Origin of the sequence: Salinicola lusitanus (genome assembly GCF_003206045.1) — a bacterium.
Classification (GTDB): Bacteria; Pseudomonadota; Gammaproteobacteria; order Pseudomonadales; family Halomonadaceae; genus Salinicola; species Salinicola lusitanus.
In genome coordinates, this window is record NZ_PZJM01000003.1 from 213,962 (window position 1) to 234,562 (window position 20,601).

The following is a 20,601-nucleotide window of genomic DNA, read 5'->3' on the forward strand; positions in this document are numbered from 1 at the left end:
GCAAGAACGAGTATTGCATACAAAGACCGTCAACGACTGTCAGACCTAGGTCCTGCCTCGAACCTGGGGGACAACATCGGCTTTCGGCCCCCTGGGAGACCGCGTCTTGATGGCGGCACCAACAAAAACGCCGCCCACGAAGTGGGCGGCGTTTCGACACCAGCGGAGCAACGGGCTCGGCTGGCGGTACAGCGTCTACCGATCAGGCGCGCGAGCGGCGAACCGGTGCCTCGCCATCGGTGCGGCGACGCGGTGCACGCTCGGGCGCACCCTGGTCTTCCGAGATTTCCAGCGAACGTCCACCGACCCGGGCGCGTGACATCTTGGCCAGAATCGAGGAAGGCAGTCCGCTCGGCAGCTCGACCACGGAGAAGGCGTTGCGAATATCGATGCGGCCGATGCGACCACCCTCGATACCCCCTTCGTTGGCGAGTGCGCCGACCAGCTGCCCCGGCTTGACGCCATCCTTGTGACCGACGGAGACCCGGTAGCGGGTCATGCCTTCGCGCGGCGCGCTGTCGCGACGGCGCGGGGCACCGCGCTCACCACGGCTACCGCCATCGCGGCCACCGTCGCGACCGCTGTCACGGCGCGAGGGTGAACTGGTGATGCGGCCGATCGGCGCTTCGCCGGCACGCGCCAGCGTTGCCAGTGCCGCCGCCAGATCGATCGGATCGTGACCCTCTTCGACCAGCTTCTCGATCAGCGCACGCTGATGATCGCTACCGGCCTCGAGCATCTCGCGCAGACGCGCACTGAACTGCGTGTCGCGATGAGCGCGAATGGCGGCCTCGTCGGGCAGCGGCATCTCGGTCATGGCCTGACCGGTCGCCTGCTCGACCCAGCGCACCTTGCGGGTCTCGCGGCCGCCGGCGAAGGTGATGGCGACACCGTTGCGGCCTGCACGGCCGGTACGGCCGATACGGTGAATGTAGGCCTCGGAATCCTGCGGCAGATCGTAGTTGATCACGTGAGTGATCCGCGGAACGTCCAGACCACGCGCCGCCACGTCGGTGGCCACCAGCACATCGACCTTGCCCCGCTTGAGACGCGTCACGGTACGCTCACGCAGGCTCTGGTCGAGATCGCCGGAGAGACCGGCAGCGTTGACGCCGCGGGCAGTCAGCTGCTCCACCAGCGTGGTACAGGCGGCACGGGTGCGCACGAACACGATGGCGGCGTCGACCGTCTCGACTTCGAAGATACGCGCCAGAGCTTCCAGCTTGCTGGGGCCTTCCACCCGTACCACGCGCTGTTCGATGTTCTCGCCAGTGCTGACCTTGGATTCGATCGCGACCTTGACCGGATCGACCAGGTAGCGGTTGACGATACGCTCGATCTCGCTCGGCAGCGTGGCCGAGAAGAAGACGCGCTGGGCGTTCTTGGGCGTATCGGCGACCACGCGCTTGACGTCGTCGATGAAGCCCATGCGCAGCATCTCGTCGGCTTCGTCGAGCACCAGCGCCGACAGGCCGTCCAACTTGAGGCTGCCACGGTCGAGGTGATCGATGATCCGCCCCGGTGTCCCCACGACGACCTGGGCGCCACGCTTCAACGCCGACAGCTGCTCGCGGTAATCCTGGCCACCGCAAAGCGTCGCGATTTCCAGGCCTTTCAGATTCTGGCCGTACTTGGAGAAGGATACGGCAACTTGCTGCGCCAGCTCGCGGGTCGGCGCCAGCACCAGGACTTGCGGTTCACGCCGGCCGAGATCGAGACGGCTCAGTAAAGGCAGCGCGAACGCCGCGGTCTTGCCGGTGCCGGTCTGCGCCTGGCCCAGCATGTCGCGACCTTCCAGCAGCGCAGGGATAGTCTGCGACTGGATCGGCGACGGGATTTCATAGCCCAACGTTTCGAGGGCGGTCAGTACTTCCGGCAACAGAGCCAGATCGCCAAAGCTAGGCGAAGCAGTAACAGTCGAGGTCATTTCACACCTTGGAGTGGCCGGTGGGCACCGGCGAAAATGTCATGGCATTGGTGGCGTGATCACCACTGAATGCCGGTCGCACCAGGCATTGCGCTTCTCGCCAGCGGATTCGAAAGCGATAGCGTATGTGGCGACCTTGATGCGCCCGGTTGCGTAATACATCAACCGATTGAGGCGCTCCATCGTTGCATCCGGACGCGAAAAACGGCGTGGCCGTGCGTCATGTACGAGATACGTCCGGTGCTGGGCATCGACTCACGGGTCGATGGCGTCGATTACAGACATATCGGCAGGATGGTGGGGTCAACACATGCGAGGAGGCGCTACTATACCATCGGCGTAGACGTTTCACCACCGGAACGTAAAAATCCTACCGAAAACCCCGATGGATGGACGTGGCCTCGGATGAAGCCTGGCGGCGAAAACCGTAGACTGCGCGCCACTTCTTCCCCATCCAGCCGAGCGTCATCGCCATGCCGACACCCAAGCCCACTCTCTGGATCGACGCCGACGCCTGCCCGCGCGTTGCCCGTGACATCATCATTCGTGCCGCCGAGCGGACCCAGACCCGAACCTGGATGGTGGCCAATCATGCGTTGCCGTTGCCGCCTTCGCCTTGGGTCAAGTCGCGCACCGTGGCGCATGGCTTCGATGCCGCGGACAACGAGATCGTCGATGCCGTCACCAAGGGCGACCTCGTCGTTACCAGCGACCTTCCTCTGGCACAGGAGGTCATCGAGCGGGGGGCGATGGTCATGACCACTCGCGGCGAGGACCTGACGCTCGACAACATCAAGTCGCGCGTACAGATGCGCGATTTCATGGAGACGCTGCGCGCCAGCGGGGAACACACCCAGGGGCCCAACGCCTATACCGATGGCGATCGCCGGACGTTCGCCGACGCGCTGGACCGCTGGCTGCAACGCCACGCTCGATTCTAGCGGGTTCGCTACCGTCAACGGGGCGAACCCGGACCCGGCAGCGCCCCCTTCATTCGCCGCCGCGGACTCCGCGCCCCGTCAGCCGGTCGCGATCATGCGGCGCATCCAGCGCCAGTGAAGGTCCCACGGGCACGATGCGGGTCGGGTTGATCGTCGGATGGCTGTAATAGTAGTGGCGCTTGATATGGTCGAAGTCGACCGTGTCCCGGACGCCCGGCCACTGGTAGAGCTCACGCAGGTAGTTCGACAGATTCGGAAAGTCCGCGATGCGCTGCCGGTTGCACTTGAAGTGGCCATGATAGACCGCATCGAAGCGAACCAGCGTGGTGAACAGCCGGATGTCGGCTTCCGTCAGCCACTCGCCCGCCAGGTAGCGCTGCCCGGCGAGACGCGACTCCAATCGATCGAGGCAGTCGAACAACGCCGCGAAGTGCTTTTCGTAGACGCCCTGCTCGGTGGCAAAGCCAGCCTTGTAGACACCGTTGTTGACGTGGTCGTAGACATCGGCATTGACGGCATCGATGACATCGCGCAGATCGTCGGGATAGAAATCCAGGCAATTGCCGGTCAGGCCGTCGAACGCCGTGTTCAGCATCCGCACGATCTCCGCGGACTCGTTGTTGACGATCCGCTGCTCTTGCCGATCCCACAACGCCGGAACCGTCACCCGCCCCGTGTAGTTCGAGTCGGTCAGGGTATAGAGCTGATGATGGTAGTCGACATGATTGACGCTATCGCCGCTGGACCCTTCATCGACTCGATAGGACCACCCCTGATCCAGCATCAGAGGACTGGTGTGGGAGACACCGACCAGCGCCTCCAATCCCTTGAGCTTGCGCATGATCAGGGCGCGATGTGCCCACGGACACGCCAGCGATACGTAGAGGTGGTAACGCCCGGCCTCCGCCGCCAGCCCCCGCTGGCCGTCCGGGCCGGGTGCGCCGGTCGGCGTGATCCAATCGCGCAGCTTGGCGGACTCGCGAACGAACTCCCCGCCATGACTTTCGGTGTCGTACCAGCGATCCTGCCATTTTCCGTCGACCAGCAATCCCATGACGTTCTCCTGTTGATTCGGTGTCCCACGACGTGCCGAGAGCAGCATAGATCCCGGCCACTGAAGATCCAGCGCAATAACTCGGCCCAGTCATTCGTCTACATCGATGAATGGGGCACCGACGGCAACGATTCGCGGGGACAGGTGGCCGCCACGCTCGCCATCAGCTCGTCGGCCAGGGCGCGCGTGGCCGGACCGGCGCCATCGATATCCCGGTAGATCATCTGGAGCGATACTCGCCTCACGCCACCCGCCCGCAGCGGCAGCGCCTTCAGCCGGCCCTGCTGCACCGCCCTATGGATACGTGGCTCGGGCACCCAGGCAAACCCCAGCCCGCGCTCCAGCATGTCGATGGTGGTGGACAGATGGCTCAGCGTCCATCGCTGCTCGGCCTTCAACCAACCGGCATCCAGTCGATGGCGGACGGCGGAGTCCCGCGTCACCAGTTGCCGATATCGCTCCAGATCCCGCAGATCCAGCTCGCGCTGCAATCGGTGCAGCGGATGCTCCGGATGGGCGACTGCGATGAAAGCCACGTCGACGACCGGCTGCCCCAGGAAACCCTGAGCGTCGATTGCCGAGATGGCGAGATCCGCCCGCCCCTCGTACAACATCTCTACAGCGCCGTTGAGAACGGTTTCGTGCAGTTGGACGCGAACGTGGGGAAAAGCCTCCGAGAATCGGGTCAACGCCTCCGCAAGGGGATCCGCCGGGAATATCTGATCCACGGCCAGGGAAATTTCCGCCTCCAGCCCGCCTGCGAGACGCTCGGCGACGTCTTCCAGCGAGGCAGCATTCTCGATCAATTGTCGCGCCCGTCTCAGTAGTAGCCGGCCGGCTTCGGTGAGAACGACCTGGCGACCCTTTGGCTCGAACAGCACCACACCCAACTGCTCCTCGATCTTGTGAATCGCGTGATTGAGCGTCGAGGGGCTTCGATGAACGACATCGGCCGCCTTGGCAAATCCACCGTGATCGGCTACCGCCGCCAGCATCTGCCACTGTAGCAACGTCACTTTCGGCATGACTTCTCCCCCGTTGGCCCACACATCCCGTGTCAGAGGAATGGTCTCTACAGCTGAGCTCTCTACATTTCCACATTTGCCATTCGCGTGAGAAATCGTCGTCTAGGCTCCGACGTTTTTCGCGCCAATCCATCGCGAAAATTGATGCCGCTGACGCAATCTTATCGGCCAATAAAAGCCGTACAAAAGTTTTACGATAAAATATTTTCCAATAAAACAAGACTTTTAACGGCACCATCTCAGTGCAACAACATGCACCATCACCTTACACAAGCTTACGCCCGACGTCTTGACATGACGTCTGGCGACCTACGTCCTCGTCGCCCACATCCTCCGCGTGGCGGGAGCCGGCGTACTGTATTTAAATACAGACTAGGCAATTAATACTACCTTGGGGTATCTTTCCCCGGCCTTTATTTAAATTTGTCATCCTTTTTTACCCGGGCCTTCATCTTCATGTTGCGAATATTCCATTCGCTGCCCCGCACGCACAAAGTATTATTGTTGCCGGTCGCCACCATGGTCACCGTGCTGGGCACGCAAAAGATTATCGGCGTTTTCGGTGACACCGAGGACGCACAAAAGCAGCTCCCCCTGGCGACGACGACCACGATTTCCCAGTCGATCGTCAACTCGGCGGCGCCAAAAGAGGCGGGCTCCGATGCCTTCTCCCTCGGAGATCTGTCGAAAGAGATTCCGCTGGCGCAACTCAAGCCGTTGGAGGTAATGCGCCTCGATCTGGTACCCGAAGCACAGGCCGACGACGCGCCCCAGCAGCCAGCCCAGGCGATCTCTCCGATCATCAAACCGACGGTCGAACCCAGCGTCAAGAAACTGGCGGCGCAACTGCCCGTGGGTGACGCCTACTCGGCGACCGACGAAGACGATGACAGCATTGGAGGCACCTCTTACGAGGACTGGTCCTTCGATAACTCTCTCGATCCCTCCGGCAACACGGAATTGGGCGACGAAATCGCCGCCCGCGAGACCTATACCCCGGAATGGCAGAGCTACACCATCCAGAACGGCGACTCCTTCGCGCTCACCGCCGAGCGGACGCTGGGCCTGGCGTACAGCGACGTCATGCAGATCCTCAACACGGTGCCGGACAAGAAGGTCCTCACCCGCTGGCGGGTCGGGCACAGTTTCGACTACAAGCTCGACGAACATGGCCAATTACTGGCGCTACGGGTCATGAAGGATCCCCGCGAGGGCTATCTGATCCAGCGTGACGACGAGGCGGCCGACTTCGCCTACTCGCCGATCGAGAAGACCGGCGAAGCCGCCCAGCGGATGTTCAGCGGCACGGTCAACGGCTCTTTCGCACTCTCGGCTCAGTCGACGGGGCTATCCAGCGCCGAGGTGTCGGAACTGATCAACGTGCTTTCGAAGAAACTCGACTTTCGTCGCGACGCCCGTGCGGGCGACCAGTTTCGGGTACTGGTCGAATCCGACATGATCGACGGCCACTCCATGGACTCCAAGGTGCTGGCCGCCGAGTACGAAGGCCAGCGCATGAATCTGACGGTGGTCCGCAACGGCGCCGACGACCACTTCTACACCCCGGACGGCAACAGTCTCGACCCCGCGTTCGACCGTTACCCCTTCCAGGGCCACTACCGCATCAGTTCACCGTTCAACCTGCGCCGTCATCACCCGGTCACGGGGCGCATCAGCCCGCACAAAGGCACCGACTTCGCCATGCGCACGGGTACGCCCATCGACGCCCCGGCGGATGGCATCGTCGAGCGGGTGGTCAATCACCCGATCGCGGGGCGCTATATCGTGATCCGCCATGACAACGGCTACGTGACCCGTTATCTGCACCTCAGCAAGGCGCTGGTCAAGCCCGGCGAACACGTCAAGATGGGTGAAAAGATTGCCCTTTCAGGCAGCACCGGCCGTGTCACCGGTCCTCATCTTCACTACGAGGTACTGGTCAACAACCACCAGGTCGACGCCATGCGCGTGAAACTGCCGGAGTCCCAGAGCCTCCGAGGCGATGCCCTGGCCGCCTTCAAGCGCGAATCGGAAAACCTGCTGGCGAAGCTGGATCAGAGCGGCGACAACGAACCGGCGATCGCCCAGGTCTCCGTCAAGAAGAACGACGACGGCGACGACAACATCTAGTCGACGTCATTGCCGTCCAAAGCCCCGCCAAGGCGGGGCTTTTTTGTGGCCGCCATTCCGCAACGATCGCCGGACCGAGATGGCCGGCACCGCCTCGGTGAAAGCCACAGCCGCTTTTTGCACCCGATGCCTCAAATTGGGGGTAGCGCTTTTGATCACATCAGGCCATTCTGGTGGTGACTTCATCCGTCAGAGAGGTAAAGCCGACACAGTCTTTACAGCCAACCGAGAGTGGCACTGGCGGAGTGAATCAGGGCGACACCGTTCTGTCACCGCACTCTGTCAGGGTCGAGTAGCCTTGAACTCACAGGAGTGCTTTTGCCGATGGTGCGAATCGACAAGAAAGCGAACAGGCTCTACGTACTGGACACCAATGTCCTGATCCACGACCCAGCAGCCCTTTACCATTTCGAGGAGCACGATGTCGTCATCCCCATGACGGTCCTCGAGGAACTGGACAAACACAAGAACGGCATGCGCGAGATCGCGCGCACGGCAAGACAGATCAGCCGCACCCTCTCCGACCTCACCGCCCACGTCACACCGGAAGAAATTCAGCAAGGCATTCCCATCCCGCGCGTCACCGGTGGTCCCGCCGGCCGCCTGCGCTTCCTTTGCTATCAGGATCTGGCGCCGCTGGAGACACTGGAAAACTCCCCCGACAACCGCATCCTGGCCGAGACCTGCCGGCTACGCGACGAAAGACCCGATGCCTCCGTCACGCTGGTGACCAAGGACATCAACCTGCGGGTCAAGGCCACGGCACTGAACGTACCGGTCGAGGACTACCTCAACGACAAGGCGTTCGATGACCTCGACGCCATGATCGAGGGGGCCAAGGTCTACGCCGATGCCGGCCGCGACGGGCGCAGCCTATGGGAATCGCTGGACGTCGAGGTCATGGTCGAACGCACCGATGGCCACACGCTCTACCACCTGGAAGGCAGCATTCCCGAAGATTGGCACGTGGGCATGCTGGTATCGGACAGCGACAACGGCGCCGAATTCGAGGCCATCGTCCGCAGCCATGGTCCGCGCAAGGCCAGCCTGCAACTGCTGACCAACTACCGCCATCACGGCGGCGTCTGGGGCGTACATGCCCACGACAGCCGCCAGAACTTCGCCCTCAACCTGCTGATGGATCCGACCATCGACTTTCTCACCCTGGCGGGCAGTGCCGGTACCGGCAAGACCTTCATGACCTTGGCCGCCGCCCTGCAGCAGACGCTGGATGGCAAGCAGTTCGAACGCATCGTCTTTACCCGGGCGCCGATCCCGATGGGAGAAGACATCGGCTTCCTGCCGGGCACCGAGGAAGAGAAGATGTCGCCATGGATGGGCGCCTTCCACGACAACATGGATAACCTGCTGCGCGATGAGCGCGAGGGCTCCTCGAGCTGGAACGATGGCGCGACCCGCCAATTGATCGGCTCCCGCGTGCAGATCCGCTCGCCTACCTTCATGCGCGGGCGAACGCTCAACGATACCTTCCTGATCATCGACGAGGCCCAGAACTTCACGCCCAAGCAGCTCAAGTCATTGGTGACGCGCGCTGGACGCAATACCAAGATCGTCTGTCTGGGCAACGTGGGCCAGATCGACACGCCCTACCTCACCGCCAACACCTGCGGCATGGCAGCGGTCGTGGAACGCTTCCGCGACTGGCCCCATGCCGGCCATATCACGCTGAGAAGCGTCGAGCGCTCCCGACTCGCCCTGGCGGCAGAGGAGCTGCTGTAGCGCTCCTTCGCCTCTCGCCCCCCCCCAACGCAAAACACCCCGGCCATGGCCGGGGTGTCTTCGTCTGGACACGGACGAACTGCTATCGATCGTCGTCAGTGGACGGCTTCTTGTTGTTCATCACGTCCTCGATCAGCTGCTCGGACTCGCTGCGCGGCGTCTCCGCCATGATGCGCTCGGCCTCCTCCCAGGCACAGACTTCCGTGTTGCAGGACGTGCAGTAGACCAGGTCATCCGCGGATTTGGCCTGGGAGACCTTCATCATGTGGTTGCCGCAATTGGGGCAACCCTTGGGCATACGAAACTCTTCGGAGAAGTCTGACACGGCATCACTCCTTGTCGGCCGTTGAAGGTCTGCATCCAGTGTAGTCGAGTTACGGCGTATTGCGGCGACATCTCCCGCTTTCGGCCCCGGATCGCCGCGGACGTCAGCGCCGCCAGACGACACAGAGGTTGTTCGCCGGCAATTCGTGAACGGCGTCGCGCTTCAGGCCGCTGTCCCCGGCCAACCGCTCGACCGCGTCGAGATCACGAATCCCCCAGCGTGGGTCACGCGCCCGCAGCTCGTCATCGAACGCCGCATTGCTGGGCGCAGTATGCTCGCCATGGCGCCGAAAAGGGCCATAGACTATCAGCGCGCCGCCCGCGGGAAGCTGGCGCCCGGCTGCGGCGAACAGCGCCTCGCTGGCCGCCCAGGGCGAGATATGCAGCAGGTTGATACAGACCATGGCCGCAAGATCCGGCAACACCGGCCAGTGCCCAGTGACGTCCAGGCGAACCGGCGCCGCCAGGTTATCCAGTGCCTCGCTCTCCCGCCAGGCAGCGATCGAGGCCAGCGCGGTCTCGCTGGAATCCGTCGGCTGCCAGCACAGCGGCGCCAGGTGACGGGCAAAATAGACCGCGTGCTCGCCACTGCCGCTGGCAATCTCCAGCACCCGCCCCGCGCTCGGCAGTGCCGAGCGCAGGACCGCGAGAATCGGCTCGCGATTGCGCCGGGCGGCGGGGCTGGAGAGACGCCGGTCGTTTTCCCTCTGGTCCAGGCTATCCATGCTGTTCATGACGCCCCCCGTCATCGAAATGTGGCGACCAGCCAGTCGGCGATGTCGCGCGCCTGCTCGGGGCATAGGCTGTGCCCCATTTCGTAGGTGCGGTAGTTGACCGGGTAACCGAGCGACTCGACCTTCTCGGCGCCCTCGCGCCCCAGGGATTCGGGGACGACCGGATCGGCCGAGCCGTGGTGCACTTCGATGGGCAGGTGGCGGTTGGCGTCTGCCAGATCGATGCTGTCGGCGGTGGCGAAGTAGGTCGACAGCGCCAGCAACCCGGCCATCGGTCGGGCGCAGGAAAGCGCCGCCTCGTAGGCTACCGCGCCCCCCTGCGAGAAGCCGGCGATCACGATTCGCCGACTGTCGATCCCGTCGGCGACCTGGTCCTCGACCAGTCCGTGGACCCGCTCGGCGGAAGCCCGCAGTTGCTCCACATCGACCCGGCGGCCGAGATTCATCTCGAGAATGTCGTACCATGCCGACATCGTCATTCCGCCGTTGACCGTCACCGGCAGTTGCGGGGCATGGGGCAGCACGAAACGCACGGCCAGCGACTCCGGCAACGCCAGCGCCGGCACCAGCGGCTCGAAGTCATGACCATCGGCCCCCAACCCGTGAAGCAGAATGACACAGGCATCGGCCTTTTTTCCGTTCGATGGTTCAATGATCAACTCGCGCGCAGCTGTCATGTTGGATCGTCCTCGTCGCCTGGTTGGCCCGGTTAGGGTTCGAAATTCTGACCACTCAGTTTAACGTGCCATCCGAAACCTTGCGCGCTGCGTAGGTTGATGAACGGATTCGCTTCACGCCCACCCGACGAACGCAGGTCACAGCCATGCCGACCCCGAATCGCCCGACCCGACTCAAGGACGAGCCATGACGTTCTCTCTTCCCCAGGCGCCTCGCTGGCACCTGGTGCTGGCCCTCTCGTTGCTCAACGTCCTGCTGCTGACACCGGAACTCCCTTGGGCGGGGTTTCCACCGCGACACTGGATCGCGCTCGAGGCACCGCTCATCGTCGGTCTGCTCGCCCTGCTGCCCCCCTCGCGCTGGCGGCGCTGGCTATCCGGACTGGTCGTCCTGTTCGCGCTGGCGATCGTCTTCGGTGCCGCCGGCGACGCCCTGACACAGACCATGCAGGGTCGATCGCTGAATCTCTACACCGACATCAAGCTGATCCCCATCCTGATCGAGCTGATCGTCACCAATCTCGGCCTGCCACTGGCCGTCGCAGGCTTGTCGGCCGCCGGCCTCGTTGCATTCGCCACCGGCCTCTTGCTGGCGCGCCTGCTGCGCGGCTTCCACGCCCGCAATACGCCACGCGCGCTGGCGCTGCTGCTGATACTGACAGGCTGTATCGGCCTGGCGGTCGTCAACGCCGTATCCATGGGCAACGCTCCGGCCGGAATTGCCAGGCTCGGCCATCCCGCTGCCAGCTTCGTCATGTTCGAATGGCAGCGAGCCCAGGAGACACGCCAGGCGATGGCGACGTTCGGACGCCAGCTGTACGACGACGGCCACGCCTATGCGACGCCCGACGGCCAGGCGCTCCCCGGCTTGGCCAACACCGATGTCATTCTGGGCTTCATCGAGTCCTACGGCGTCGCGGCCATCGAGCGGGAACCGTTCAAGGCCGAGCTTCGCCCACGCCTGGAGACGATAGAGCATCAACTCGGCGCCGCCGGCCTGTCGGTCGTCACCGGGCGCGTCACCGCCGCCACGCTCGGCGGCCAGTCCTGGCTCAATCACGCCACTTTCGCCAGTGGCCTGCCGGTCACCTCTCAACTGCGGTTCGAGCTGATGATCAACAGCCCCCATTCGACCCTGATCGACGATTTCAAGGCGACCGGGCACACCACCATCGCCATCATGCCGGGCATCATCCGGGATTGGCCCGAAGGTGACCTCTACGGCTACGACGAAATCCACACCGCCGAGAGCATGGGCTATCAAGGCCCCTCGATGGGCTGGGCCAGCATGCCGGACCAGTTCACCTGGCAGCGGGTCGAGGATTATGCGCTGTCACGCCACCAAGGGCCGAGCTTTACCGAACTGGCGACGCTATCCAGCCACGCCCCGTGGTCGCCGGTCATCGACGTGATCGAGGATTGGTCGACGGTCGGCGACGGCCGGGTTTTCGATCGCTGGAGAGGCGCGGGCGACGACTACGCCTCGCTGTGGCAGGACACCGAGGCGATGCGCCGGAACTACGCTCCGGCCATCGACTACTCGCTGCAGGCAGCCACCGGCTTCGCCCGGCGCTACCTGGGCGGGAACCTGCACGGCGGCGATCATGCCCTGATGATGATCCTCGGCGACCACCAGGCCGCACCGGCCATCATCGGCGGCAGCCCCGGCAAGGATGTACCGATGCATGTGATCAGCGACGATCCGGCGCTGCTACGGGGATTCCTCGATAACGGCTTTCGGCCCGGCATGTTCCCGCCCGGGCCGGAAACCGCGATTCCCATGGCGGGAGTGCGGGATCTACTGCATCGGATCTACGGCGATGTCACTCCTGGTGAGACGTCGCCGACTTCAGGTTCCGGCTCTTGATCAGACTGGCGACGGTGGTGACGACCAGGGTGCCGAGAATGATCGACATGGAGAGCCAGATCGGGATTTCCGGCACCAGATGCAGCGGCTGGCCATCGTTGATGAACGGCAGGCTGTTGGTATGCATCGCCTCGATGATCAGCTTGACCCCGATGAAGGCCAGGATGAACGACAGCCCCAGGCTGAGATAGACCAGTCGGGTCAGCAGGCCGCCGAGCAGGAAGTAGAGCTGGAGCAGACCGAGCAGCGCGAAGGCGTTGGTGGTAAAGACGATATAGGGCTCCTTGGTCAGCCCGTAGATCGCCGGAATCGAGTCCAGTGCGAACAGCACGTCGGTCATCCCCAACGCCACCACCACCATGAACAGCGGGGTCACCAGACGCTTGCCGTTCTTGACCGTCAGCAGGCGATCGCGGTCGAACTCGTCGGTGGCCGGTAGACGCTGCTGGATCCAGCGTACGATGGCATTGGGTTCGTACTCCTCGTTCTCGTCATGACCGCCCGCGCCCTCACGCACCAGCTGAATCGCCGTGTAGAGCAGGAAAAATCCGAAAAGATAGAAAACCCAGCTGAACTGCGCGATGGCAGCGGCACCCACCGCGATGAAGATACCGCGCAGGATCAGCGCAATCACGATGCCGATCAACAGCGCCTTCTGCTGGTAGGCGCGCGGTACCGCGAACTTGGACATGATGATCAGGAAGACGAACAGGTTATCGACCGACAGACTCTTCTCGGTGATGAAACCCGCAAAATACTCGGCGCCATGCTGCGCGCCCCAGACCCACCATAGACCGCCACCGAAGATTATCGCCAGTGCGATGAAGAAGACCGACCACCAGGCCGCTTCCTTGAAGGTGGGATCGTGAGGCTTACGCACATGGGCGTAGAAATCGAAGATGAAGAGTGCGGCGATGCCGGCGACAGTCGCCAGCCAGACCCAAACGGGTACGTGCATAGAGGAACCTCCGGTAGACGGTGAACGTCACCGAAAGTCTCTCCCGCTGCCTGCGGCTACGTAAGCGGCCGTGGCAACCGATGATTCCGGGGCAATGTGGCCCGTGCTGACGAAATCATCGACCGGCGGCGCCTGACGCGCCGGCGGCGGAATACTCCCCTTCCGTGCTGAGCGCATTGTGTCTGCAAGCAGCGGACGACACAAGCCCGTCGACGTCGATTCCTGTCGAAAATCGCGTCAAGCTCAGGGGGTAGACGAAGTACTGTCGGACGAGCGTTCGTACTGAAGCGTTCCCTTCATCAGCTCCGCCCGTGATGACGCTTTTCCGGGATCGCCGTCGTCCACGTCGTCACCGGATCGCGTCTCTTCGCCACTCATCTCGTACTGCGCGGAGGCGCCCTGGTTCTGCCCCTCCCGGGTGTCGGCTTGCATCTCCGGGTTTCGATGGGCGTCATCGGATGGCGGTGAATCATCAGATTGCGCCATGGCGACGCCGCTAGAACCGACGCCACCAAGGACACAGAGGATGGCGAGACGACCCGCCAATGAAGATAGCCGCATGACTGACTCCTTGCGTCGAATGAAGACGTTCCCTGGTGGGAGCGGGGAAGCTTCCCGCTTCCTCGCGCCTATCGGTATAGGAGGTATCGCGCCACACGGCAAACGGGCGGACGGATCATCCCGCCAATACCACGGTTCTCCCGGCGTGCAGGAAGACGCGCTTCTGCAGGTGATAGCGCACCGCCCGCGCCAGGGTCAGACACTCGATGTCGCGTCCGCGCGCCACCAGATCCTCGGGGTAGTGAGCGTGGTCGACCGCCTCGACGCCCTGGGCGATGATCGGGCCCTCGTCGAGATCGTCGTTGATGTAGTGGGCGGTGGCGCCGACCAGCTTCACGCCCTTCTCGTAGGCCTGGTGGTAGGGTTTGGCACCCTTGAAGCCGGGCAGCAGCGAGTGGTGGATATTGATCGCGCGGCCGGCGAAGTGGTGGCACAGCTCGGGGGACAGCACCTGCATGTAGCGCGCCAGGATCACCAGCTCCGCCCCGCTCTCCTCGACCACCCGGCGCACCTCGGCCTCCTGCTCCGCCTTGGTCTCCGGGGTGATCGGCAGATGGTGATAGGGCAGCCCGTGCCACGCCGCCAACGGCTCCAGATCCGGATGGTTGGAGACGATGGCACGCACGTCGATCGCCAACTGCCCGGTGCGATAGCGATAGAGCAGATCGTTGAGGCAGTGGTCGGTCTTGGAGACCATGATCACCACCGGCAGGCGATAGTCCGGCGGAGTCAGCTCGAACTGCATGTCGAACGCCGATGCCCGCGCGGTGAACAGCTCGCGGAAGTCGTCGCCATGGAAGTCGGCCTGCTCCGGCAGAAAAGCCGCGCGGATAAAGAACTGCCCGCCACGGTAGTCGTCGAAGGAGTGCAGCTCGGTGATATAGCAGCCCTGCTCCTTGAGGAAGCGGGTCACCACGTCCACCGTGCCCAGCCGACTGGGGCACTGGGCGGACAGAATCCAGCTATTGTTTTCAGAGTGCATGTTGGCTCCCGCCAGGCCTGGCCCCCGCCATGGCGGGGGCTATCGATGGTCAGGGCGACGCGGATGCCACGCGCAGCCCGTACTCGCGTCCGGCATCCCGCAGCCAGCGCACGCAGTAGTCGGCGAAGCTGCGCCGTATCACCAGCTCGAAGCGTTCTTCGCTGGGACGCCGCAGCACCACGCTGGTCTTGGCGAAGACGGTGCCTACCGCCTTGCCCACCGGCAGCCCATGCTCGTGGACATCGTAGGTGACCGACTTCATCAGCAGCTCACGCGCCTTCTCGCCGGAGAGCTCCAGCAGGGTCTGGCCGCCGCCGACGTTGACGATGGCGAAGTGGGCATCCCCCAGCCGCGCACGCAGCCGATTCTCCAGCTCGAACTCCTCGCCGGCGGGCACGATCACCAGCCACTCGTCCGGCGAGACCCACTGCACCGAACGGCTACCCTCGGCGTCGAGCACCAGCCCCAGCGGCTTGCCCGGCAGGCTCACGCCGAGTTCGGCGCGCACCGCCTCGTCGAGAGTGATGGCCCCACCGCGCAGTACCAGATGACCGAGGAATGGCCGTTCGACCACCCGGATCTGCTCGGCGGCGCCCCCCTCCTCGGTGACGTGCCCCTGCACTCGGCTCCACTGCAGCGGCGATTCGGGGGTGACGCCGGCGTCGGCACCCGGATGCGTATCGAAAGTGGCAGCGTTGCCGACACTGGCTTCGGAATGGGCTTCAGACATTCTGGCGCTCTCCCTTGGGATCGATGAAGACGGTACTCACGACTTCGGCCTGGTGGACAGTGCCGTCGGACATCGGCAGATAGACGGTCTCGCCCATCCGGTTGCGTCCGCCCTTGAGCACCGCCAGCGCGAAGCCGCTCTCCAGTACCGGGCTGTAGTAGCTCGAGGTGACGTGACCCATCATGGTCATGGGGATCTTCTGCTCGGGGTCGAGCACGATCTGCGCCCCCTCCTCGAGGACCACCTTGGGGTCCTTGGGCTTGAGCCCCACCAGCTGCTTGCGATCCTCGCGGGCGGTGTCCGGACGCGTCAGCGCGCGCTGGCCGATCCACGAGAACGGTTTGTCGTAACCCACCGCCCAGTGCATGCCCAGATCCTCCGGGGTCACCGAGCCGTCGGTGTCCTGACCGACGATGATCAGCCCCTTCTCGGCACGCAGCACGTGCATGGTCTCGGTGCCGTAGGGCGTGAGGTCGTACTTCTCGCCATGGGCGAAGAGCGCCTTCCACACGTGCATGGCGTAGTTGGCCTGGACGTTGATCTCGAACGCCAGCTCGCCGGTGAAGGAGATGCGGAACACCCGCGCGGGGACGCCGGCGACCTTGCCCTCCTTCCAGTCCATGAACTTGAACTGCTCACGGTCGAGGTCGATATCGGTCACTTCCGACATCAGCTTGCGCGCGTCCGGACCGGTCACGGTCATGGTCGCCCAGTGGTCGGTGACCGAATTGAAGTAGACCTGCAGTTCCGGCCACTCGGTCTGATGCCACAGCTCCAGCCACTCCAGCACGCCGGCGGCGCCGCCGGTGGTGGTGGTCATCAGGAAGTGGTTTTCAGCCAGGCAACTGGTGGTACCGTCGTCCATCAGCATGCCGTCGTCTTTGCACATCAGCCCGTAGCGCACGCGCCCCGGTGCCAGCTTGGCCCACTTGTTGGTGTAGACCCGGCCCAGGAACTCACGCGCATCCGGCCCCTGGATGTCGATCTTGCCCAGGGTCGAGGCGTCGAGGATACCCACGCCGCGGCGCACCGCGAGGCACTCGCGCGCCACTGCCTCGTGCATCGTCTCCCGCTTGCCGTTGACCCGGCGCGGGAAGTACCAGGGGCGCTTCCACTGGCCGACATCCTCGAACTCGGCGCCGTGCTCCACGTGCCACTGGTGCAGCGCGGTATAGCGCTCGGGATCGAACAGATCGCGGCAGTGGCGGCCGACGATGGCACCGAAGCTGACCGGGGTGTAGTTGGGACGGAAGACCGTGGTCCCCACCTCGGGAATCGAGCGATTGAGGCAGCGCGCGGCGATCGCCATCCCGTTGATGTTACCCAGCTTGCCCTGGTCGGTGCCGAAGCCCAGCGCGGTGTAGCGTTTGACGTGCTCGATCGACTCGAAGCCCTCGCGGGTCGCCAACTCCACGGCGGCTGCGGTGACATCGTTCTGCAGATCGACGAACTGCTTGGGCGCGCGCAGCGGCGGCTTCTCGTGGGGGATCTGATAGAGCGCGCTGGTCGGCGACTCGTGGCGCACCTCGACCTCGGGGACGGCCATCGCCGCGGCCTCCTCGAAGCCCGCCGCACGCGCTGCTTCAGCACCGACATCGGCGCCGTCGGTGAGCGTCTCGCCAAGGGCATAGACGCCATGAACGCCGCCGGCAAAATGCATGCCCTTGACCTCGCCGGGTACGAAGCCGAGCAGGTCGTCGCGCCACTGCGGGCGCTTGCCGGTGTGCGAGGCCAGGTGGACCACCGGGCTGTAGCCGCCGGAGCTGGCGATGGTATCGCACTCGAGTGTCTCGACCTTGCCGGTCACCACGAAGCGCTCGGTGTCGATCGCCACCACCTTGGCCCCGCTGACGCGCTGGCTGCCGGTGGCTTCCATCACGGCGCTGCCGGTGATGACGCGGATACCGGCATCGCGGGCCTGCTCGACCAGATCGCCGTCCGGCTTGGCGCGCGAGTCGACCACCGCGACCACCTCACGGCCAGCCTCCTGCCAGTCCAGCGCCGCGCGGTAGGCGTGATCGTTGTTGGTGGAGATCACCAGGCGCTGCCCCGGCACCACCCCATAGCGGCGGATATAGACAGAGATCGCCCCCGCCACCAGGTTGCCGGGCACATCGTTGTTGGCGTAGACCAGCGGGCGCTCATGGCTGCCGCTGGCCAGTACCACGCGGCCGGCACGCACCCGGTGCAGCCGTGCACGCACTTCACCTTCGCGACCGGCGCCCGCGGCGGTATCGGCGAGGTGCTCGGTCCGCCGCTCGTGCAGGGTGACGAAGTTGTGGTCGTGATAGCCGTTGGCGGTGGTCCGCGGCAGCAGCGTGACGTTAGCCAGACCGGCGAGTTCGGCGACAACCTGTTCGGCCCAGGCGCTGGCCGGGGCGCCGTCGATCGATTCACGGCTGTCGAGCAGCGAACCGCCCATCTCCTCCTGCTCGTCGCACAGGATCACCCGCGCGCCGGCACGCGCGGCGGAGAGCGCGGCGGCAAGCCCGGCCGGGCCGGCGCCGATCACCAGCACGTCGCAGTGCTGATTGAGATGATCGTAGATGTCCGGATCGGCTTCGGTGGGCGCGCGGCCGAGACCGGCGCCCTTGCGGATGAACTTCTCGTAGGTCATCCACATCGAGGCCGGGGCCATGAACGTCTTGTAGTAGAACCCCGGCGGCATGAAGCTGCCACCCAGCTTACCGACCCAGCTCATCACGTCGCGCTGCACGCTGGGCCAGCCGTTGGTGCCCCGCGCCACCAGACCGTCATACAGCGCCTGTTGGGTAGCGCGAACGTTGGGCACCTGGGCGGCCTCGCTGGCGCCGAGCTGAACGATGGCGTTGGGCTCTTCCGGCCCGGCGGCGGCGATTCCGCGCGGCCGCGAATACTTGAAGCTGCGGTTGACGACATCCACCCCGTTGGCCAGCAGCGCGGAAGCCAGGGTGTCCCCGGCAAAGCCCACGTATTGCTGACCGTTGAAGGTGAACGACAGCCGCCGCGAGCGGTCGATGCGCCCGCCCTGATTGAGACGGTTGGACTGGGTCATGACGGCGTCTCCTCGTTGAGCCGGCTGTTCTCGGGCTGTGCACCCACGGTCTGCCAGCCGCCGTCGGCGGTCTGCACGCCCTGCTCGCGGCGCACCTCGGCGTTGGCGGCGGTGATGCTCGGCTGCTCGCCCATGCGGTAGGTCTCAAGAATCTCGTAGGTCGCGGTGTCGCGAGTGATATTGAAGAACTTGCGACAGCCCAGCCGGTGCACCCACATCTCGTGGTGGATACCGCGCGGATTGTCACGGAAGAACAGGTAGTCCCCCCACTCCTCGTCGCTCACGCTGGCGGGATCGGCCGGACGAACGAGGTGTGCCTGACCGCTGGGATGGAACTCCTCTTCCTCGCGATACTCCTGGCAGTAGGGACAGAAGATATGAAACATGTTGTTTACTCCGATTTGGACTTGTTACGAGCAGTCCCTGTACAAATTGCCGAGCGAGATGAAGCGCAAGGCACACGGCACGCAGGACAAGAGACATAACGCGGGATTAGGCGAATGTCCGAGTACCGCGTAACGCAGCGATTCGCTCGCGCAGGCATTTGTACCCTCAGTGCGCCACGCCGGCGGCGCCATGCTCATCGATCAAGGCGCCGGTATGGAACCGGTCGATGGAGAACGGCGCCGCGATGGGGTGCATTTCCCCTTTAGCCAGACTGGCTGCGAAAACGTGTCCAGAGCCGGGGGTGGCCTTGAAGCCGCCGGTGCCCCAGCCGCAGTTGAAATAGAGTCCCTTGACCTGGGTCTTGGACAGGATCGGGCAGGCGTCGGGGCAGGTATCGACGATGCCCCCCCACTGCCGGTTCATGCGTACCCGCGAGAACATTGGGAACATCTCGACGATCGCCTGCAGGGTGTGCTCGATGGTGGGGAAGCTGCCGCGCTGCCCGTAACCGAGATAGCCGTCGATCCCCGCGCCGATCACCAGATCGCCCTTGTCGGACTGGCTGACGTAGCCGTGCACGTGGTTGGACATGGTGACGGTGTTGAGAATCGGCTTGAGCGGTTCGGAGACCAGCGCCTGCAGCGGATGCGACTCCAGCGGCAGCTTGAATCCGGCCATCTTGGCCAACACGCCGGAGTTGCCCGCGGCCACGCAGCCGACCGTGTGCGCTTCGATATCGCCGCGGTTGGTGTGGACGCCGTAGACCTGACCATCGCGGATCTTGAAGCCGGTCACCTCGGTGTTCTGCAGCAGATCGACACCCAGGGCATCGGCGCCGCGGGCAAAGCCCCAGGCCACGGCGTCATGACGCGCGACCCCGGCACTCTTCTGCCACGAGGCGCCCATGATCGGGTAACGCGCGCTCTTGGAGATGTCCAGCGCCGGCTCGATCTCCTTGATCTGCTCGGGCGTCACCACCTCGCTGTCGATGCCGTTGAGGCGGTTGGCATTGACCCGGCGCTGCACGTCACGCATGTCCTGCAGGGTGTGCGCCAGGTTGAGCACGCCACGCTGCGAGAACATCACGTTGTAGTTGAGATCCTGGGACAGCCCCTTCCACAGATCGAGGGAGTGGTTGTAGAGCTGTGCCGCCTCGTCCCACAGATAGTTGGAGCGCACGATGGTGGTGTTGCGCGCGGTATTGCCGCCGCCCAGCCAGCCCTTCTCGATCACCGCCACATTGGTGACGCCGAACTCCTTGGCGAGGTAGTAGGCCGTCGCCAGACCGTGGCCGCCACCGCCGACGATGATCACGTCGTAGCGCTTCTTGGGGGTGGGGTTACGCCAGTGGCGCTGCCAGTTCTCGTGATGACTGAGCGCGTGCTTGACCAGGCTGAAACCGGAATAACGTTGCATGGGGACCCTCTCTACGTCGCTCGTCGCCGTGGCGACACGCGGTCGGCGTGCGGTGATTTTCCGCGATGTTATCGTCCACCTAGGGGGGCATGATGCGCTGCGACGTCACGATTG

General features: G+C 64.1%; 17 protein-coding genes. 4 read left to right on the forward strand and 13 right to left on the reverse strand.

Annotation, left to right across the window (positions count from 1 at the left end):
- Positions 1–202 precede the first annotated feature (202 nt).
- A complete protein-coding gene (locus DOM45_RS04750) occupies positions 203–1,927 on the reverse strand; it encodes a DEAD/DEAH box helicase (protein ID WP_110598379.1) in 1,725 nt (574 codons plus the stop codon).
- Between the two features lie 473 nt (positions 1,928–2,400).
- Between DOM45_RS04750 and DOM45_RS04755 the strand changes: the two genes are divergently transcribed.
- Positions 2,401–2,868, forward strand: coding sequence for a YaiI/YqxD family protein (locus DOM45_RS04755; RefSeq protein WP_110598380.1), 468 nt, complete (start codon positions 2,401–2,403; stop codon positions 2,866–2,868).
- Between the two features lie 49 nt (positions 2,869–2,917).
- Here the strand turns inward: DOM45_RS04755 and DOM45_RS04760 are convergent, their stop codons facing one another.
- Both DOM45_RS04760 and DOM45_RS04765 read right to left on the reverse strand, forming a co-directional pair.
- Entirely contained in the window at positions 2,918–3,922 is a 1,005-nt protein-coding gene (locus tag DOM45_RS04760) for a glutathione S-transferase family protein (protein ID WP_110598381.1), read from the reverse strand.
- A 98-nt stretch (positions 3,923–4,020) separates the two neighbouring features.
- Positions 4,021–4,947 (reverse strand): LysR family transcriptional regulator, encoded by a 927-nt coding sequence (locus DOM45_RS04765; RefSeq protein ID WP_110598382.1) that lies wholly within the window; start codon positions 4,945–4,947, stop codon positions 4,021–4,023.
- 504 nt (positions 4,948–5,451) lie between these two features.
- Between DOM45_RS04765 and DOM45_RS04770 the strand changes: the two genes are divergently transcribed.
- Positions 5,452–7,077: a peptidoglycan DD-metalloendopeptidase family protein gene (locus DOM45_RS04770; RefSeq protein ID WP_342588712.1), complete on the forward strand. Its 1,626-nt coding sequence runs from the start codon at positions 5,452–5,454 to the stop codon at positions 7,075–7,077.
- Between the two features lie 324 nt (positions 7,078–7,401).
- Positions 7,402–8,817: a PhoH family protein gene (locus DOM45_RS04775; RefSeq protein WP_110598384.1), complete on the forward strand. Its 1,416-nt coding sequence runs from the start codon at positions 7,402–7,404 to the stop codon at positions 8,815–8,817.
- An 82-nt stretch (positions 8,818–8,899) separates the two neighbouring features.
- Here the strand turns inward: DOM45_RS04775 and DOM45_RS04780 are convergent, their stop codons facing one another.
- The 3 genes from DOM45_RS04780 to DOM45_RS04790 form a co-directional block, all read right to left on the reverse strand.
- Entirely contained in the window at positions 8,900–9,142 is a 243-nt protein-coding gene (locus DOM45_RS04780; protein ID WP_110598385.1) for a hypothetical protein, read from the reverse strand.
- A 103-nt stretch (positions 9,143–9,245) separates the two neighbouring features.
- Positions 9,246–9,875 (reverse strand): DUF938 domain-containing protein, encoded by a 630-nt coding sequence (locus tag DOM45_RS04785; protein WP_110598386.1) that lies wholly within the window; start codon positions 9,873–9,875, stop codon positions 9,246–9,248.
- Positions 9,876–9,886: 11 nt separating this feature from the next.
- Entirely contained in the window at positions 9,887–10,552 is a 666-nt protein-coding gene (locus DOM45_RS04790; protein ID WP_110598387.1) for an alpha/beta hydrolase, read from the reverse strand.
- 187 nt (positions 10,553–10,739) lie between these two features.
- Between DOM45_RS04790 and DOM45_RS04795 the strand changes: the two genes are divergently transcribed.
- On the forward strand, positions 10,740–12,419 hold the full coding sequence (locus DOM45_RS04795; RefSeq protein WP_110598388.1) for an LTA synthase family protein: 1,680 nt from the start codon (positions 10,740–10,742) through the stop codon (positions 12,417–12,419).
- Here the strand turns inward: DOM45_RS04795 and DOM45_RS04800 are convergent.
- The 7 genes from DOM45_RS04800 to DOM45_RS04830 all read right to left on the reverse strand — a co-directional run bounded on the left by DOM45_RS04800 (position 12,376) and on the right by DOM45_RS04830 (position 20,487).
- The gene (locus DOM45_RS04800) at positions 12,376–13,377 is read right to left on the reverse strand and encodes a TerC family protein (RefSeq protein WP_110598389.1); all 1,002 of its coding nucleotides are present in this window, start codon (positions 13,375–13,377) and stop codon (positions 12,376–12,378) included. The two genes, DOM45_RS04795 and DOM45_RS04800, sit on opposite strands and share 44 nt — an antisense overlap.
- Before the next feature lie 243 nt (positions 13,378–13,620).
- Positions 13,621–13,938, reverse strand: coding sequence for a hypothetical protein (locus DOM45_RS04805; RefSeq protein WP_110598390.1), 318 nt, complete (start codon positions 13,936–13,938; stop codon positions 13,621–13,623).
- Positions 13,939–14,053: 115 nt separating this feature from the next.
- Positions 14,054–14,920 carry a formyltetrahydrofolate deformylase gene (gene purU, locus DOM45_RS04810; RefSeq protein ID WP_110598391.1) on the reverse strand — a complete coding sequence of 289 codons (867 nt, stop codon included), beginning with the start codon at positions 14,918–14,920 and terminating at the stop codon, positions 14,054–14,056.
- 49 nt (positions 14,921–14,969) lie between these two features.
- Positions 14,970–15,650 carry a sarcosine oxidase subunit gamma gene (locus DOM45_RS04815; protein WP_110598392.1) on the reverse strand — a complete coding sequence of 227 codons (681 nt, stop codon included), beginning with the start codon at positions 15,648–15,650 and terminating at the stop codon, positions 14,970–14,972.
- Positions 15,643–18,684 carry a sarcosine oxidase subunit alpha family protein gene (locus DOM45_RS04820; RefSeq protein ID WP_110598393.1) on the reverse strand — a complete coding sequence of 1,014 codons (3,042 nt, stop codon included), beginning with the start codon at positions 18,682–18,684 and terminating at the stop codon, positions 15,643–15,645. Before DOM45_RS04820 ends, DOM45_RS04815 begins: the two co-directional genes overlap by 8 nt.
- The gene (locus tag DOM45_RS04825) at positions 18,681–19,070 is read right to left on the reverse strand and encodes a sarcosine oxidase subunit delta (protein WP_106418260.1); all 390 of its coding nucleotides are present in this window, start codon (positions 19,068–19,070) and stop codon (positions 18,681–18,683) included. Before DOM45_RS04825 ends, DOM45_RS04820 begins: the two co-directional genes overlap by 4 nt.
- 166 nt (positions 19,071–19,236) lie before the next feature.
- A complete protein-coding gene (locus tag DOM45_RS04830; protein WP_110598394.1) occupies positions 19,237–20,487 on the reverse strand; it encodes a sarcosine oxidase subunit beta family protein in 1,251 nt (416 codons plus the stop codon).
- Between the last annotated feature and the right edge of the window lie 114 nt (positions 20,488–20,601).

Excerpts from the sequence above, each read along its gene's own strand:
- DOM45_RS04750 (WP_110598379.1), bottom strand. The coding sequence starts at position 1,927 with ATGACCTCGACTGTTACTGCTTCGCCTAGCTTTGGCGATCTGGCTCTG.
- DOM45_RS04755 (WP_110598380.1), top strand. The coding sequence starts at position 2,401 with ATGCCGACACCCAAGCCCACTCTCTGGATCGACGCCGACGCCTGCCCG.
- DOM45_RS04760 (WP_110598381.1), bottom strand. The coding sequence starts at position 3,922 with ATGGGATTGCTGGTCGACGGAAAATGGCAGGATCGCTGGTACGACACC.
- DOM45_RS04765 (WP_110598382.1), bottom strand. The coding sequence starts at position 4,947 with ATGCCGAAAGTGACGTTGCTACAGTGGCAGATGCTGGCGGCGGTAGCC.
- DOM45_RS04775 (WP_110598384.1), top strand. The coding sequence starts at position 7,402 with ATGGTGCGAATCGACAAGAAAGCGAACAGGCTCTACGTACTGGACACC.
- DOM45_RS04785 (WP_110598386.1), bottom strand. The coding sequence starts at position 9,875 with ATGAACAGCATGGATAGCCTGGACCAGAGGGAAAACGACCGGCGTCTC.
- DOM45_RS04790 (WP_110598387.1), bottom strand. The coding sequence starts at position 10,552 with ATGACAGCTGCGCGCGAGTTGATCATTGAACCATCGAACGGAAAAAAG.
- DOM45_RS04795 (WP_110598388.1), top strand. The coding sequence starts at position 10,740 with ATGACGTTCTCTCTTCCCCAGGCGCCTCGCTGGCACCTGGTGCTGGCC.
- DOM45_RS04800 (WP_110598389.1), bottom strand. The coding sequence starts at position 13,377 with ATGCACGTACCCGTTTGGGTCTGGCTGGCGACTGTCGCCGGCATCGCC.
- DOM45_RS04805 (WP_110598390.1), bottom strand. The coding sequence starts at position 13,938 with ATGCGGCTATCTTCATTGGCGGGTCGTCTCGCCATCCTCTGTGTCCTT.
- purU (WP_110598391.1), bottom strand. The coding sequence starts at position 14,920 with ATGCACTCTGAAAACAATAGCTGGATTCTGTCCGCCCAGTGCCCCAGT.
- DOM45_RS04815 (WP_110598392.1), bottom strand. The coding sequence starts at position 15,650 with ATGTCTGAAGCCCATTCCGAAGCCAGTGTCGGCAACGCTGCCACTTTC.
- DOM45_RS04820 (WP_110598393.1), bottom strand. The coding sequence starts at position 18,684 with ATGACCCAGTCCAACCGTCTCAATCAGGGCGGGCGCATCGACCGCTCG.
- DOM45_RS04825 (WP_106418260.1), bottom strand. The coding sequence starts at position 19,070 with ATGTTTCATATCTTCTGTCCCTACTGCCAGGAGTATCGCGAGGAAGAG.
- DOM45_RS04830 (WP_110598394.1), bottom strand. The coding sequence starts at position 20,487 with ATGCAACGTTATTCCGGTTTCAGCCTGGTCAAGCACGCGCTCAGTCAT.